The organism is Arthrobacter sp. CJL-S3, from assembly GCF_056711635.1.
Genome location: NZ_CM160046.1, coordinates 2,256,412 through 2,270,722 on the forward strand (window position 1 = coordinate 2,256,412; position 14,311 = coordinate 2,270,722).

Here is a 14,311-nt window from a genome sequence, read left to right on the forward strand (position 1 = left end):
GCCAATGTTTGGCCGGCAACATTGGCTAGGCACAGTTGGCCGGGGACTCAGGGACCAGGGGGCGAGCAATGGCCGGCCACGTCCGATCTTTAGCGGTATTGCTCACCGCGGCTGCGCTGAGCACCCCCGCCTTGGTCGGTTGTGAACCCGGGCCGGTCCCGCCCCCGCCCGGCTCGTCGTCGGCCACCGGCGTTACCCCGGCCCCCACCCAGTCCGCCACCGCCGTGCCGGCGGAGCCAAGTGCGCTGGCGGTGCTCGAATCCGAGGGTTTTTCGGGTTCGGGTGACATTTCAGATGACTCCGCCATCTGGGCCGATCCTGCCGACCCGGCTAACAGCGTGGTCATCGCTGACAATAAGTCCACGTCCGGCGGGGGGATCGGCGTCTTCGACATGAACGGTAAGTTGATCCACTTCCGGCCGGACGGAATGATCGGCAACGTTGACCTGAGGGCCGGATTCCCGTCGTCGGGGTCTTCACTTGTCCTGGTCGGGGGCAACAACCGGTCGAACGACACGCTGTCTCTCTGGTCCCTGGACACCGCAGCCAGGACCCTGTCACCGGTCGCAGCCCGGAGCATCGGGACCGAGGCACCCAATTACGGCTTCTGCATGTACCGCAGCAGTACCAGCGGAAAGTTCTATGCCTTCGTGACTCCCAACGGGCCCGGATCGGTCCAGCAATTCGAGCTGGTCGATGACGGGGCAGGCAAGGTCGACGCCGTCCCCGTCAGGACGCTGCCGGTCAGCAGCATCACCGAGAGCTGCGTCGCTGACGACGAGCTCGGCCACCTGTACGTCGGCCAGGAGGGCACCGGCGTCTGGAAATACGGCGCGGAACCTGACGCCGGAACCAGCCGCAGTTCCGTGGACGAGGTGGGGGCGGGCCGCCTTGAGGCGGACATTGAAGGGATGAGCATCGCCTACGGCGCAGACGGCGCGGGCTACCTTTTCGTATCCAGCCAGGGCAACTCCACCATCGCCATCTACGGCCGGTCCGGAGACAACCCGTTCCTCAAATCATTTGAGGTCTCAGGCAACGGGTCGGTCGACGCCGTCACCGGGACCGACGGCCTGGACGTGACCACCGAAAACGTCGGCCCGCAGTTCGAGCAGGGGCTGCTGGTGGTCCACGACGAATCCAACAAGGGCGGCGACACGTCGAACCTGAAATACGTCCCCCTCAGTTCTGTCCTGAAATAGCCCACCCGTCGGGGGGTGCCGGCGTGCGTCCCGGACGGGTCCTCAGTCCTTGGTGGTGGCGGCGCGGGCTGCGGCAGCGGGCACCGGCTCGTGCCGCAGGTAGCTTCGGTCGAAACGGCCGCTTCCCGACGTCAGGGCGCGCAGCTCGATCGTGTATCGCAGGAGCTCCTGGTCCGGCACTTCGGCCGTGACCTCAGTCAGGCCTCCCCCGGCCGACGTCGTTCCGGTCAGCCGGGCCCGGCGCGATGACAGGTCGCTCATCACCGCCCCCACATGCTCATCCGACACGCTGATGGTGACCGCCGAGACGGGTTCCAGCAGTTGGATGCTCCCGGCGGCCGCGGCCTCCCGCAACGCCAACGCCCCCGCCGCCTGAAAGGCGGCGTCCGAAGAATCCACGCTGTGGGCCTTGCCGCCGAGCAGGGTCACCCGAATATCCACCACCGGGAAGCCGGCCAAGACGCCCTTCTGCATCTGCGCCCGCACGCCCTTCTCCACCGAGGCGATGAAGGGTCCCGGAATGACCCCTCCCACGGTTTTGTCGATGAATTCAAAGCCGGCGCCGCGTTCCAAGGGTTCCACCTCGATGTCGCAGACGGCGTACTGGCCGTGGCCGCCGGACTGCTTGACGTGCCGGCCGTGGCCCGCCGCGCGCCCGGCGAACGTCTCCCGCAGCGGGGTGACGACGTCGACGGTCTGCAGGTTCACGCCCTGCTCGCGCAGCCTGCCCAGGACGACGTCCGCGTGCGCCTCGCCCATGCACCAGAGGATGAGCTGGTGCGTCTCGGCGTTCCGTTCCACACGGAGCGCCGGGTCCCCGGCGGCGACCTTTCCCAGGCTCCGGGAGAGAGCGTCCTCGTCGCCGTGGGAGGCCGCCTCGACGGCAACAGGCAGCAGCGGATCCGGCATCTCCCACGGCTGGATCAGCAGCGGCATGTCCTTGGCCGATACCGTGTCTCCGGTCTCGGCCGGCCCCAGTTTCGTGAGGGCACAGATGTCCCCCGCCACGCTGTACGGCACCGGCCGCAGGCTGGATCCCAGCGGCGAATACACGTGGGAGACGCGCTCGTCACTGTCGTGGTCGGCGTGGCCCCGTTCCTCCAGACCGTGCCCGGCCACATGGACGGCCGTGTCCTCGCGCAGTGTGCCGGAAAAGAGACGGACCAGGCAGACACGGCCCAGGAACGGGTCGATGCTGGTTCGCACCACTTCGCCGAGCAGCGGCCCCGCGGCGTCGCACTCCGGTGTGGCGGCCGGTGTGCCGTCAAGGTGGGACACCACCGGACCCCCGTGTTCGGTTGGCGGGGGGAAGGCCCGTGCCACGACGTCCAGCAGTTCCGCCAGTCCGACGCCGGTCTCTGCGGACGTGGCGATGACCGGGTGGAAGGAACCCCGGGCGACGGCCGTCTCCAGGTCGCCGATGAGGACCTCGGCAGGGATGTCCTCGCCCCCGAGGTACCGGTCCATCAACGATTCATCCTCGCTTTCAGCGATAATCCCTTCGATGAGCCCGCCCCGCGCCGCCGCAGAGGCGCCGCGTTCGACGTCGTCGGCCCTCCGGGTCACGGGCAGCGCCCCGTCCGCCGGCCCTTCCGAGACCGTGCCCGAGAGCAGGCCAAGCAGTCCGGTGACCTCCGCCCCGTTGCGCATCGGCAGGTAGAGCGGCAGCACCGTGTCGCCGAACGCCCGCTGGCATTTCTCGAGCGCCGCGTCGAAGTCCGCCCTGGGGTGGTCCAGCCGGCTGATCACCACCGCCCGCGGTACCCCAACGCGCTGGCATTCTCCCCATAGGGCCGTGGTGGCGGCATCGATGTCGTCAACCGCCGAGACGACAAACAGCGCCGCGTCCGCCGCCCGAAGCCCGGCCCGCAGTTCACCGATGAAGTCCGGGTAGCCCGGCGTATCGAGCAGGTTCACCTTGACATCGCCAACCAGTACGGGCACCACGGAGAGGGCGACGGAGCGCTGCTGGTGGACCGCGGCAGGCTCCGAGTCGCTCACGGTGGTGCCTTCGGTAATAGAGCCCTTCCGCGATATCACACCTGTTGCGGCCAGCAGCGCCTCGGCCAGCATCGTCTTGCCGGCGCCCGAATGGCCCACCAGCGCCACGTTCCGGATCAACTCCGGCTGTTCGGGCGGCCGGACATCGGAGGCGTCCGCCCGCCGGAGTTCGGATGTGCCCCGGCCGGCGGCCTTCGCCGGAACCTTGGCGTCTTTCGTGGCCATGGGAACCTCCTGGATTGCATCCCTCGGGAGCCGAGCCGCCGGCCTCCGTGAAGCGTGCCGCTGTCTATATGGATTGGACACCCTGGGAGGAACCGACGGCAAGACGCAACGGCCAACTCCGCACCGCACCAGTGCTGTGCGGGTCCGCTGTCCGTCCCTACTTACCGTCGTAGGCCTGCTGCAGCGCCGCAATATCGAGCTTCCGCATTCCCAGCATGGCCTGCATGGCGCGTTGGGACCCCTCCGGGTCCGGGCCCCCGATCAGCCCGCCCAGCACGGAGGGGACCACCTGCCATGAGACGCCGTACCGGTCCTTGAGCCAGCCGCACTGGCTTTCGGTGCCGCCCGCGAGCAGGGCGTCCCAGTAGCGGTCGACTTCCTCCTGGTTGGCGCAATCGATGACGAAGGAGACCGACTCGTTGAAGGTGAAGGCCGGTCCGCCGTTCAAGGCTGTGAAGGTCCGCCCCTCGATTTCGAACCGCACGGTGATCGCCTGGCCTGCCGGGCCGGGACCGCCCTCGCCGTAGCGGGAGACATCCAGCACCTTCCCCCCGTCGAAGACGGAGGTGTAGAACCCGGCGGCTTCTTCCGCCTGGTTGTCGAACCACAGGCAGGTGGTGATTTTCTCGGCCACGGTCTGTCCTCTTTCCGTCCGGCCCGTGCCGCAAGGCGGAATCCGGCGGCAGTGCGGGGTTGTAGCCCGAGCCTAGTCCCGCGGGATAACCGGCACAACGAAAGGCCCTGCCTGAGCGGCCTCCCCCGCGTGACCGTAACGACGAACGCCGGATCTGCTTCCCTCCATCCCGCCGGGCTACGCTTGGAGCATGCCTTCCGCAACGCCCCCGCTTCCCCGTCCTGCCGTCTCCCCCTCCGCGCCGGGAACGGCGGCACGCCGGACCGCAGTGCTGGCAGCCTGCGCTGATGCCGCCCTGATTCTCGTGTTCGCAGCCATCGGCCGGGACGCCCATCAGCGCGGCGACATCGTCCTCGGCGTATTCTCCACGGCCTGGCCCTTTCTCGCCGGCGCGGCGCTCGCCTGGCTGGCGTTGCGTGTGTGGCGCGCGCCCCTGGCCCTCTGGCCGGCCGGCGTCGGCGTCTGGCTCGGCGCGGTTACCATCGGGATGCTCCTGCGGGCCGTCACCGGACAGACCGTGGTCCTGCCGTTCGTCATCGTGGCGCTGCTCAGCCTGGGCATTCTGTTGCTCGGCTACCGCCTCCTGGCAGCCGTCGTCCGGCGGTTCAACACACGCCGCCGCGGGGCGTGATGGACTAGGCTTGCAGGGACATGGCCGAGGCCGGTGGAGTACCGCCCGGCGCCTTTACTCGGCCGGCAACGGCGCAACAGATCCGGAAAGGCTCACACGTGGTCACCGCTTTCGTCCTGATTAAGACAGACGCTTCCCGCATCCCGGAGACCGCGGAAGAGATCTCCGCCATCCAGGGCATCAGCGAGGTCTACTCCGTCACCGGAGAATGGGATCTCATCGCAATAGCCCGGGTACCGAAGCACGACGATCTCGCCGACGTCATCGCGGACAAACTCTCCAAGGTTGCCGGCGTTGTCCACACCACCACCCAGATCGCGTTCCGGGCCTATTCCCAGCACGACCTCGACGCGGCCTTCGCCCTCGGGTTCGAATAGTAGGATTCGCCGGGCCCGGGCCCGGCCGCTGAGCCGCCCCGCCGGCCGGCGTTCCCCCGAACTGTTCAGCTGCGCGAGAGTGCGACCCACCGGTCCAGCACGGCAGCCGCGGCACCCGACTCGATGGACTCTTCCGCTCGCTTCAACGCGGCGGCCATCCGCTCACTGAACGGTCCGACAGCATCCAGGTCAAAGGCCACGAGTCCGGCAGCGGCGTTCAGCAGGGCGGCGTCGCGCGCCGAACCGGGGCCGCCGGCAAGCACGGACCGCACGACGGCGGCATTGGCCGCGGCGTCCCCGCCGCGCAGTTCCTCCAGGGTTGCCTGGCGGATGCCGAGGTCGCGCGGATCGAACATTTCCTCGCGCACGGCCCCGTCCCGGATTTCCCAGACCCGGGACGGCCCCGTGGTGGTGAGCTCGTCGAGTCCGTCATTCCCGCGGAACACCAGCCCTCGGCTGCCTCTTTTGGCCAGGACTCCGGCCACCAGCGGGGCCATCCGTTCGTTGGCCACACCCACGGCCGAGGCCTGAACGTGGGCCGGGTTGATCATGGGGCCCAGGAAGTTAAAGGCCGTCGGCACGCCGAGTTCCCGGCGGGCGACGGCGGCATGGCGCATCGAGGGGTGGAACACCTGGGCGAAGCAGAACGTGATGCCCGCCTCTTCCGCGTTGAGAGCCACCCGCGGGATCGGCAGGTCCAGCCGGACCCCCAGGGCCTCGAGGACATCCGCGGACCCGGAAGTCGACGACGCTGCACGGTTGCCGTGCTTAACCACCTTGGCGCCGGCGCCGGCCGCGATCAGCGCAGCCATGGTGGAAATATTCACCGTGTTCTGCTGGTCTCCCCCGGTTCCGACGATGTCCAGCTTCTGCCCTGCTATCTCAATGGGGCTCGCGTTCGCGATCATCGCCTCGACCAGGCCGACCAGTTCATCCACGGTCTCGCCCTTGGACCGCAGGGCCACGAGGAAACCTGCGACCTGGGCCGGGGTGGCCTCCCCCGACATGATCGAGTTCATCGCCCACTCCGTGTTGCCGGTGGTGAGATCCGTCCCGTCAATGAGAGCGTTGATGAGCCGCGGCCACGTGTTCACTGCCGCCTGTGCAGATGCCTGAGAAGTCACGTTCTGATGCTATCGAGGTGCGCACTGCAAAGACCAATGTGAACGGGTCCGGGAACTTTTCCGCGCGAATTCGCGTCTTTGTAGAAAAAGTCCCCCCAAAACGCGGTTTGCGTTGGGCAGGAGGGAGTTTTATAGACATAATGTCTATGTGACATCTGCGACCCATGCCCCCAGTACCCCGGCGCACCCGACGCTGAATCGCCCGAACATGGTTTCTGTTGGAACCGTAGTCTGGCTTTCCAGTGAGTTGATGTTCTTCGCCGGTCTCTTCGCCATGTACTTCACACTCCGTTCGACTTCCGGACAGATGTGGGCCGACGAGACAGCCAAGCTCAACTTCCCCTTTGCGCTCATCAACACGATCGTCCTCGTGGCAAGTTCCTTTACTTGCCAGATGGGCGTCTTCGCCGCTGAGCGGCTTCAGCCGCGACGAAGCGGCGGCCCCCTCAGCTTCACCCGCTGGGGAATGAACGAATGGTTCACCCTGACATTCGTCATGGGTGCCTTCTTCGTGGCCGGCCAGGCGACTGAGTACGCCATGCTCGTTTCCGAGCATGTCTCACTCTCATCCAACGCCTACGGTTCGGCGTTCTACATCACCACAGGCTTCCACGGCCTGCACGTCATCGGCGGCCTGGTTGCTTTCCTCCTCATCATGGGCCGCTCCTTCGCAGCGAAGAAGTTCGGCCACTTCGAAGCAACCTCCGCGATTGTCACCTCGTACTACTGGCACTTCGTCGACGTCGTCTGGATCGGCCTCTTCCTGGTCATCTACGTCCTCAAGTAGCAAGACTTGACTCTTTTTCTACAAGAGGCAGAATTTCAAGAAGTGGCTCCCGGAGCCAACGCAGGATCGAAAAAAGGAACCACCACGTGAAGGCACTCTCGCAGAAGCGACGTCACCCGCTAGCAGCAATTGCACTGCTGCTGATGGGCCTCCTGGTCACTGGTGGGCTGTACGCCGTAGCCACCACCGTCAACCAGGCCAAGGCCACCACCAGCTTCAGCGCAAATGACGCAGAGGAAGGCGGCAAACTCTTTGCCGCCAACTGCGCCACCTGCCACGGCATGGGCGCCAGCGGATCCAAAGACGGCCCCTCCCTGGTTGGCGTCGGCGCTGCCGCCGTTGACTTCCAGGTCGGCACCGGCCGCATGCCCATGCAGATGAACGGCCCGCAGGCCTACAAGAAGCCCGCCCAGTTCAACGAGGAGCAGACGCACCAGCTCTCCGCTTACGTTGCCTCGCTCGGCCCCGGCCCGTCCATCCCGGAGGCACATGTCCTTGATGGCCAGGGCGACGCCGCCAACGGCGGCGAGCTGTTCCGCGTGAACTGCGCCATGTGCCACAACGCTGCTGCTGCCGGCGGCGCGCTGACCCGGGGCAAGTTCGCTCCGGCCCTGAGCGGTGTCTCCGAAAAGCACATCTACGAAGCCATGGTCACCGGCCCGCAGAACATGCCGGTCTTCAGCGACGCCAACGTCGGCCCGGGGGGCAAGCGCGACATCATCACGTTCCTGAAGCAGATCGAAGCCAACGGCTCTCCCGGCGGCGCGGACCTCGGTGCTTTGGGTCCGGTGTCCGAGGGTCTGTTTGTCTGGATCGCCGGCCTGGGCGTAATCATTGCGTTCACCATCTGGCTAACGTCCCGGACGTCCTAAGCCCACCTGTTGCACCTGTAAGAATTTTCTGCTGACCCGTCAGCAGTTTGAATTGAAAGCTAACTCGGCACTTGCCGAGACGAGAGAGGGATGAGGCGAATTATGGGCAACCATAGTGACGGCAGTCCGAACCACTCGGGCACCGTAGCTAGGGCTGGTCAGAATGAGGTGGAGAAGTTCCAGGATCCTGGACTTCCTCCGCATCGTTTGCGCCTGGCCGACACGGACCCGAAGGCCGCCAAACGAGCAGAACGGCAGGTAGCCCTTCTGTTCGGGACCTCGGTCGTTGGCACCCTGATATTCCTGGTGGCGTACTTTGCCATCGATCTGGGGGACGGTACCGGGATCGCGACGGTCCGGCTGCAGAACATGCTGCTGGGCCTCGGCACCGCCTTTGCCATGCTTGGCATCGGCACCGGCATCGTGCACTGGGCCAAAGCCCTCATGCCGGACCATGAAGTCTCGGAAGAGCGCCATGCCATCCGCACCGAGGAAGACCGCCAGGCCGCTGTCCGGATCGTCGACGACATCGCCGAGGAAACCGGCATCAAGCGCCGTCCGCTGATCCGCAACACCCTCCTGGGCGCCGTGGCGCTGGCTCCCTCCGGCCCTTGCCATCTTCGGTGATCTGGGTCCGCGTCCTGACGACGCCCTGAAGCACACGATGTGGGCACCCCAGGATGGCAAGCTCAAGCGGCTTGCCCGCGATCCTGACGGCACCCCCATCAAGGCAGCCGATGTGACCATCGGTTCAGCTTTCCATGTCATTCCGGAAGGCCTGAACGAACTGCACGAACACAAGCTGGAAGAAAAGGCCAAGGCCGTTGTTCTGCTGATGCGCCTTAACCCGGAATCGCTCAATCCTTCCCCGGGACGCGAGGACTGGGCCTATAACGGGATAGTCGCCTACTCCAAGATCTGCACCCACGTTGGTTGCCCTGTTGCCCTGTACGAGCAGCAGACACACCACCTGCTCTGCCCGTGCCACCAGTCAACCTTCGACCTGACCCAGGAATGCAAGGTTATCTTTGGCCCGGCCAGCCGGCCCCTCCCCCAGCTGCCAATCGCGGTTGATTCCGAGGGCTACCTGGTCGCTACCAGCGACTTCAAAGAACCTGTAGGACCTAGCTATTGGGAGCGTGATGAGCATGAGCGCAGTATCAACGCCTAGTGCCCCCGCCTTCGTCGCCAAGACCAAGGGCGGCCGCATCACCAATTTCGTTGACGAGCGCGTCGGCGGTTCCGGGATGCTCCGTGAATTCGGCCGCAAGGTCTTCCCCGACCACTGGTCCTTCATGTTCGGTGAAGTGGCGCTGTACTCCTTCGTCATTCTGCTCCTCTCGGGCACCTTCCTGACGTTTTTCTTCGATCCCTCGATGGCGGAGACGCGTTACCAGGGCTCCTACCTGCCGCTGAAAAACGTGGAAATGTCGGTGGCCTACAGCTCCTCACTGGATATCTCCTTCGATGTCCGCGGCGGTCTGTTCATGCGCCAGGTCCACCACTGGTCCGCGCTGCTGTTTGTCGCCTCAGTCTCCGTGCACATGCTCCGCGTCTTCTTCACCGGCGCGTTCAGGAAGCCCCGTGAAATGAACTGGGTGGTGGGCAGCGTTCTGCTCATCCTCTCGATGGCTGCCGGCTTCACCGGCTACTCCCTCCCCGATGACCTGCTCTCCGGCAACGGCCTGCGCATCATCGACGGCGTGATCAAGTCCATCCCGGTGATCGGAACGTACATCTCGTTCTTCCTCTTCGGCGGAGAATTCCCGGGCACCATGGTTATCGGCCGCCTGTACATGCTTCACATCCTGCTGGTTCCCGCGCTCATCCTCCTGATGATCGTGATGCACCTCTTTATGGTGGTCGTGCACAAGCACACCCAGTACCCCGGCCCGGGACGCAACGACGGTAACGTCGTCGGCTACCCGCTTGGCCCGGTTTACGCGGCCAAGGCCGGCGGCTTCTTCTTCATCGTGTTCGGTGTCGTCGCCCTCATGGCAGGGTTCTTCACCATCAACCCGATCTGGAACTACGGCCCCTACGACCCCTCCCCCGTCTCGGCCGGTACCCAGCCTGACTGGTACATCGGGTTCGTTGACGGTGCCCTCCGACTGATGCCGGGCACCATCGGCAACTGGAGCGTCGAACAGGTCTGGTTCGGCCAGGTCTTCAGCTTCAACGTCCTGCTCCCGGCCCTGGTGCCGGCGGGCATCCTCTTCACCGTGATGTTCATGTACCCGTGGATCGAACGGTGGATCACCAAGGACGACCGCGAGCACCACGTCCTGGACCGCCCGCGCAACGCCCCGACACGCACCGCCATCGGCATGGCCGGCTTCGTCTGGTACTGCGTCATGTGGGCAGCAGCAGGCTCGGACCTCATCGCCACGCACTTCCATGTGTCGCTGAACGACGTGACCTACTGGCTGCGGGCGCTGTTCTTCATCGGCCCGGTCATCGCCTTCATTGTCACGAAGCGCATCGCCCTGGCCCTGCAGCGCAAGGACCGCGAGATTGCCCTGCACGGCCGTGAGACGGGTCGCATCGTGCGCCTGCCGCACGGCGAGTTCATCGAGGTCCACGCCCCGCTGGACGAGTACAAGCGCTACAAGCTCGTCGGCTTCGAGTCGCCGTCGCCGATTCCGGCGGAGCCGAACGCCAACGGCGTCGTCGACAAGAAAGAGAAGCGCCGCGCGAAGCTCTCGCAGTGGTTCTTCGAGGACCGGGTTGCCCCGGCCACGCCCGCTGAGCTCGAGGCGGCCCATGGCCACCACGGCGCCCACGAGGCGATCGAGGCAGGCGACACCCAGAAGACGCTCAGCCGCTAACCGGCTGCAGTGAACACCAGAAAGGCCCGGTCCACCAGGACCGGGCCTTTCTGCGTACCTCTGCAGCTCCAGGACTCCGGCAAACAACGCGGGGCCACCGGAAGCCCGTCTCCCCAAGGATTCAATGGGCGCGTGACCCCGCGTCGCTGCTCAGGGGCGGTAGCCGGAGGCGTAGTTGCGCGTCGGGCGGACGCCGGGGCGCTGCAGCGGCACCCAGAGCTTGTAGCGGTCGGCCCGGTAGTAGGACACCGAGTAGTCCACCATGGCGCGGGCCACGAAGGCGTGGCGCTGGATCTTCAGCAGCGGCGAACCGACCTCGACGTTGAGCAGGCGGGCCGTGGACGGCGAGGCGGCCGTTGCCTCGATCATGTCCTCGCCCCACTCCATCACCAGCCCGTAGCGTTCACTGAGGACGTTGTAGAGCGAAGTGGGCGGTTCGCCGTCGAGCAGTCCGGGCACGCGGTGCGCCGGGATGAAGTTCTCGTCCACGCTCATGGGCTCGTTGTCCGCCAGCAGCAGGCGGCGGAACCGCACCAGCGGCGTCCCCTCCTCGAGCTGGAGTTCCCGGGCCAGGAAGGCACTGGCGCCGATCTGCTCGAAGCTGAGGACCTTGGCTGCCGGGACCATGCCGCGCCGCTGCATTTCCTCGCTATAGGACGTCAGCTTGACCTGCAGATCCAGCTTGGGTTTCCGGACAAAAGTGCCCAGGCCCACCACCCGCTCGATGACTTCCTCCCCGACGAGCGCATCGATGGCCTGGCGCACCGTCATCCGGGCCAGGCCAAAGCGCTCGGCGAGGTCCCGTTCGGAGGGCAGCGCCGACCCGGGCGGGCAGGAACTGACAATGTGGGTCCTGAGGATTTCCCGCAGTTGGACGTAGATGGGCGTACCGTTGTTCCGGTCGATCTCGCCGGTCATGCGTGCCGCGTCAGAGGCCGCCACTGCGCAGCCTTCCGGAATGAGTCATACCTCAAGGTTAAGCCACACCCCCGCAGGTCTAGACCACCGCGTTGTCTTGGTTCGCCCGGGAACGCGGCCCCGGCTACGCTTAAATGTGCCGGTTCTCCGCCGGCACCAAGACCGCCACCATTTGAGACAAGGGAGCCCCGTTGCCAGTACGGACCGCAGTCGTCCAGGCCGACGTCGGATTGCATGCAAGGCCTGCGGCGCTTTTCGTCCGCGCTGTCCTGGAAACCGGGCTGCCCGTCACCATCAGCAGGGACGGCAGGCCGGCGGTGGATGCCCGCTCGCTGCTGGAAGTCATGACCGAGGACTTCCAGTACGGCTGTGAGGTGCAACTGGCCGTGGCCCCCGGCGCTATTCCGGAGCGCTGCAGCGCCAGGGACGTCGAGGCGGCCCTGGAGGGCCTCCGGGCACTGTTGGAGTCCGCCCGGTCCCGCTGAGCGCCACAGCGGCCCTGCACGGGCCGCCCAGCATCAACGACGGCGGGCCCCACCATTTGGTGGGGCCCGCCGTCGTTATTGATCAGTATGTGTCCTTACGGACGTTAGTGCGCGTGGTCTCCGCGGCTGTATTCGTAAACCCAGCCGACCAGGCCGACCAGTGCAAGACCGGCCGCGATGTAGACGATCCAGAACCCGATGGCCAGGCCGAGGAATCCTGCGGCCGAGGCCGCGCCGAGGACCAGCGGCCACCAGCTCCAGGGGCTGAAGTGACCCTGTTCACCGGCGCCCTCGTGGATCTCCGCATCGCTGCGGTCCTCGGGACGCATCCCGACGCGCTTGGCGGTGAAGGCGAGGTAGGCGCCGATCATGATGGAGAGGCCGCCGAGCAGCAGGACACCGAGGATGCCGACCCACTCGGTCCATTCGGTCAGGAATCCGTAGACGATCGAGACCGGGATGAAGAAGAAGGCTCCGAATCCGAAGAGCCTTGATTCGATTTTCACTGGGCTTGATCCTTCTGGTCGGCGTTACCGAGAGTTGCTGCTGCCGGGGCAGGAGATTCGACGGTGTATGACTGGGAGAGTTCGGGGTGGTGAAGGTCCAGAGCGGGACGCTCCGAACGGATCCGCGGCAGCGAGGTGAAATTGTGGCGCGGCGGCGGGCAGGAGGTCGCCCACTCGAGCGAGGCGCCGAAGCCCCACGGGTCATCCACTTCGACCCGCTCGTTGCTGCGCCAGGTGATGTAGACGTTCCAGAAGAACGGGATCAGCGAGGCGCCCAGCAGGAACGAGGCGTAGGTGGAGAACTGGTTCATCCAGGTGAAGTTGTCCTGCGGCATGTAGTCCGCGTAGCGGCGGGGCATGCCCTCGACGCCCAGCCAGTGCTGGATGAGGAAGGTGCCGTGGAAACCGAGGAACAGCATCCAGAAGTGGATCTTGCCCAGGCGCTCGTTGAGCATCTTGCCGGTCCATTTCGGCCACCAGAAGTAGAAGCCGGCAAACATGGCGAAGACAACGGTGCCGAAGACGACGTAGTGGAAGTGGGCCACCACAAAGTAGGAGTCGGAGACGTGGAAGTCCAGCGGCGGGGAGGCCAGGATGATGCCGGTCAGACCGCCGAAGAGGAACGTCGCCAGGAAGCCGATGCTCCACAGCATGGGGGTTTCGAAGGTAATCGATCCCCGCCACATGGTGCCGATCCAGTTGAAGAACTTCACACCGGTGGGGACGGCGATGAGCATCGTCATGAAGGAGAAGAACGGCAGCAGGACCGAGCCGGTGACGTACATGTGGTGGGCCCACACGGTCACGGACAGCGCGGCGATGGAGATGGTCGCGTAGACCAGGCCCTTGTAGCCGAAGATCGGCTTCCGGCTGAAGACCGGGAAGATCTCCGAGACAATGCCGAAGAACGGCAGGGCGATGATGTAGACCTCCGGGTGTCCGAAGAACCAGAACAGGTGCTGCCAGAGGACAGCGCCGCCGTTCTCCGGGTCGAAGATGTGGGCTCCGAAGCGGCGGTCCGCGCCGAGGGCGAAGAGTGCTGCGGCCAGCGGCGGGAAGGCCATCAGGACCAGGATGGACGTGACGAGGATGTTCCAGGTGAAGATCGGCATCCGCCACATCGTCATGCCCGGGGCGCGCATGCAGATGATCGTGGTGATGAAGTTGACCGCGCCGAGGATGGTACCGAAACCGGTCAGCGCCAGGCCAAAGACCCAGAGGTCACCGCCCACGCCCGGGCTGAACGTCGTGTTGGACAGCGGCGCATACGCGAACCAGCCAAACGACGCCGCACCCTGCGGGGTGATGAAGCCGGACACGGCGATGGTCGAACCGAAGAGGAAGAACCAGAAGGCCAGTGCGTTCAGCCGCGGGAAGGCGACGTCGGGGGCACCGATCTGCAGCGGCATCATGACGTTGGCGAAGCCGGCGAACAGCGGTGTCGCGAACATCAGCAGCATCACGGTGCCGTGCATGGTGAACAGCTGGTTGTACTGCTCTTTGGTCTGCAGGATCTGCATGCCGGGCTCAAAGAGTTCGGCGCGGATCAGCAGCGCCATGACTCCGCCGAAGCAGAAGAACACGAACGACGCGATCAGGTACATGTACCCGATGGTCTTGTGGTCGGTCGTGGTGATCCAGTTGACGACGATGCGTCCCTTGGACTTCGGTACTACGGGAGCCTCAAGGATCCCGGTGGGCTGTGAATAGGTAGTTGCCAC

Annotated in this window: 13 protein-coding genes and 1 pseudogene; 8 read left to right on the top strand and 6 right to left on the bottom strand. The window is 65.5% G+C overall.

All coding sequences use genetic code 11. The annotated features are described in order from the left end of the window. Nucleotides 1-68 precede the first annotated feature (68 nt). Nucleotides 69-1,202, top strand: coding sequence for a phytase (locus tag AC06G6_RS10225; RefSeq protein WP_479821692.1), 1,134 nt, complete (start codon nt 69-71; stop codon nt 1,200-1,202). Between the two features lie 42 nt (nt 1,203-1,244). Here AC06G6_RS10225 and AC06G6_RS10230 read toward each other — a convergent pair whose 3' ends face one another. Together AC06G6_RS10230 and AC06G6_RS10235 are read right to left on the bottom strand one after the other, a co-directional pair. Then, on the bottom strand, nt 1,245-3,428 hold the full coding sequence (locus tag AC06G6_RS10230) for an elongation factor G-like protein EF-G2 (protein ID WP_479821694.1): 2,184 nt from the start codon (nt 3,426-3,428) through the stop codon (nt 1,245-1,247). A 157-nt stretch (nt 3,429-3,585) separates the two neighbouring features. After that, nucleotides 3,586-4,062 (bottom strand): VOC family protein, encoded by a 477-nt coding sequence (locus AC06G6_RS10235; protein WP_479821696.1) that lies wholly within the window; start codon nt 4,060-4,062, stop codon nt 3,586-3,588. 190 nt (nt 4,063-4,252) lie between these two features. On the opposite strand from AC06G6_RS10235, the gene AC06G6_RS10240 reads away from it, so the two are divergent. Beyond that, a complete protein-coding gene (locus AC06G6_RS10240; RefSeq protein WP_479821698.1) occupies nt 4,253-4,693 on the top strand; it encodes a DUF3054 domain-containing protein in 441 nt (146 codons plus the stop codon). 98 nt (nt 4,694-4,791) lie between these two features. Further along, complete coding sequence (locus AC06G6_RS10245; protein WP_479821700.1) at nt 4,792-5,070, top strand: Lrp/AsnC family transcriptional regulator; 279 nt, start codon at nt 4,792-4,794, stop codon at nt 5,068-5,070. 65 nt (nt 5,071-5,135) lie between these two features. On the opposite strand, the gene trpD is transcribed toward AC06G6_RS10245, so the two are convergent. Then, the gene (gene trpD, locus AC06G6_RS10250) at nt 5,136-6,194 is read right to left on the bottom strand and encodes an anthranilate phosphoribosyltransferase (protein WP_479821702.1); all 1,059 of its coding nucleotides are present in this window, start codon (nt 6,192-6,194) and stop codon (nt 5,136-5,138) included. A gap of 112 nt (nt 6,195-6,306) precedes the next feature. On the opposite strand from trpD, the gene ctaE reads away from it, so the two are divergent. The 4 genes and pseudogenes from ctaE to qcrB all read left to right on the top strand — a co-directional run bounded on the left by ctaE (nt 6,307) and on the right by qcrB (nt 10,681). Continuing rightward, nucleotides 6,307-6,981, top strand: a complete 675-nt coding sequence (gene ctaE / locus AC06G6_RS10255; protein WP_442512637.1) for an aa3-type cytochrome oxidase subunit III — start codon at nt 6,307-6,309, stop codon at nt 6,979-6,981. Nucleotides 6,982-7,067: 86 nt separating this feature from the next. Further along, nucleotides 7,068-7,853, top strand: a complete 786-nt coding sequence (gene qcrC, locus AC06G6_RS10260) for a cytochrome bc1 complex diheme cytochrome c subunit (protein ID WP_479821705.1) — start codon at nt 7,068-7,070, stop codon at nt 7,851-7,853. 102 nt (nt 7,854-7,955) lie between these two features. Continuing rightward, nucleotides 7,956-9,024, top strand: a pseudogene (qcrA, locus tag AC06G6_RS10265) (cytochrome bc1 complex Rieske iron-sulfur subunit). Next, a complete protein-coding gene (gene qcrB / locus AC06G6_RS10270) occupies nt 9,002-10,681 on the top strand; it encodes a cytochrome bc1 complex cytochrome b subunit (protein WP_479821707.1) in 1,680 nt (559 codons plus the stop codon). Before qcrA ends, qcrB begins: the two are co-directional and overlap by 23 nt. Nucleotides 10,682-10,831: 150 nt before the next feature. On the opposite strand, the gene AC06G6_RS10275 is transcribed toward qcrB, so the two are convergent. After that, nucleotides 10,832-11,599 carry a GntR family transcriptional regulator gene (locus tag AC06G6_RS10275; RefSeq protein WP_479828625.1) on the bottom strand — a complete coding sequence of 256 codons (768 nt, stop codon included), beginning with the start codon at nt 11,597-11,599 and terminating at the stop codon, nt 10,832-10,834. Nucleotides 11,600-11,790: 191 nt separating this feature from the next. Between AC06G6_RS10275 and AC06G6_RS10280 the strand changes: the two genes are divergently transcribed. Next, nucleotides 11,791-12,084, top strand: coding sequence for an HPr family phosphocarrier protein (locus tag AC06G6_RS10280; protein ID WP_479821709.1), 294 nt, complete (start codon nt 11,791-11,793; stop codon nt 12,082-12,084). Nucleotides 12,085-12,188: 104 nt separating this feature from the next. Here the strand turns inward: AC06G6_RS10280 and AC06G6_RS10285 are convergent, their stop codons facing one another. Continuing rightward, nucleotides 12,189-12,590 (bottom strand): cytochrome c oxidase subunit 4, encoded by a 402-nt coding sequence (locus tag AC06G6_RS10285; protein WP_479821711.1) that lies wholly within the window; start codon nt 12,588-12,590, stop codon nt 12,189-12,191. Further along, complete coding sequence (ctaD, locus tag AC06G6_RS10290; protein ID WP_479821713.1) at nt 12,587-14,311, bottom strand: aa3-type cytochrome oxidase subunit I; 1,725 nt, start codon at nt 14,309-14,311, stop codon at nt 12,587-12,589. Before ctaD ends, AC06G6_RS10285 begins: the two co-directional genes overlap by 4 nt.

Excerpts from the sequence above, each read along its gene's own strand:
- AC06G6_RS10225 (WP_479821692.1), top strand. The coding sequence starts at position 69 with ATGGCCGGCCACGTCCGATCTTTAGCGGTATTGCTCACCGCGGCTGCG.
- AC06G6_RS10230 (WP_479821694.1), bottom strand. The coding sequence starts at position 3,428 with ATGGCCACGAAAGACGCCAAGGTTCCGGCGAAGGCCGCCGGCCGGGGC.
- AC06G6_RS10275 (WP_479828625.1), bottom strand. The coding sequence starts at position 11,599 with ATGACCGGCGAGATCGACCGGAACAACGGTACGCCCATCTACGTCCAA.
- qcrB (WP_479821707.1), top strand. The coding sequence starts at position 9,002 with ATGAGCGCAGTATCAACGCCTAGTGCCCCCGCCTTCGTCGCCAAGACC.
- AC06G6_RS10240 (WP_479821698.1), top strand. The coding sequence starts at position 4,253 with ATGCCTTCCGCAACGCCCCCGCTTCCCCGTCCTGCCGTCTCCCCCTCC.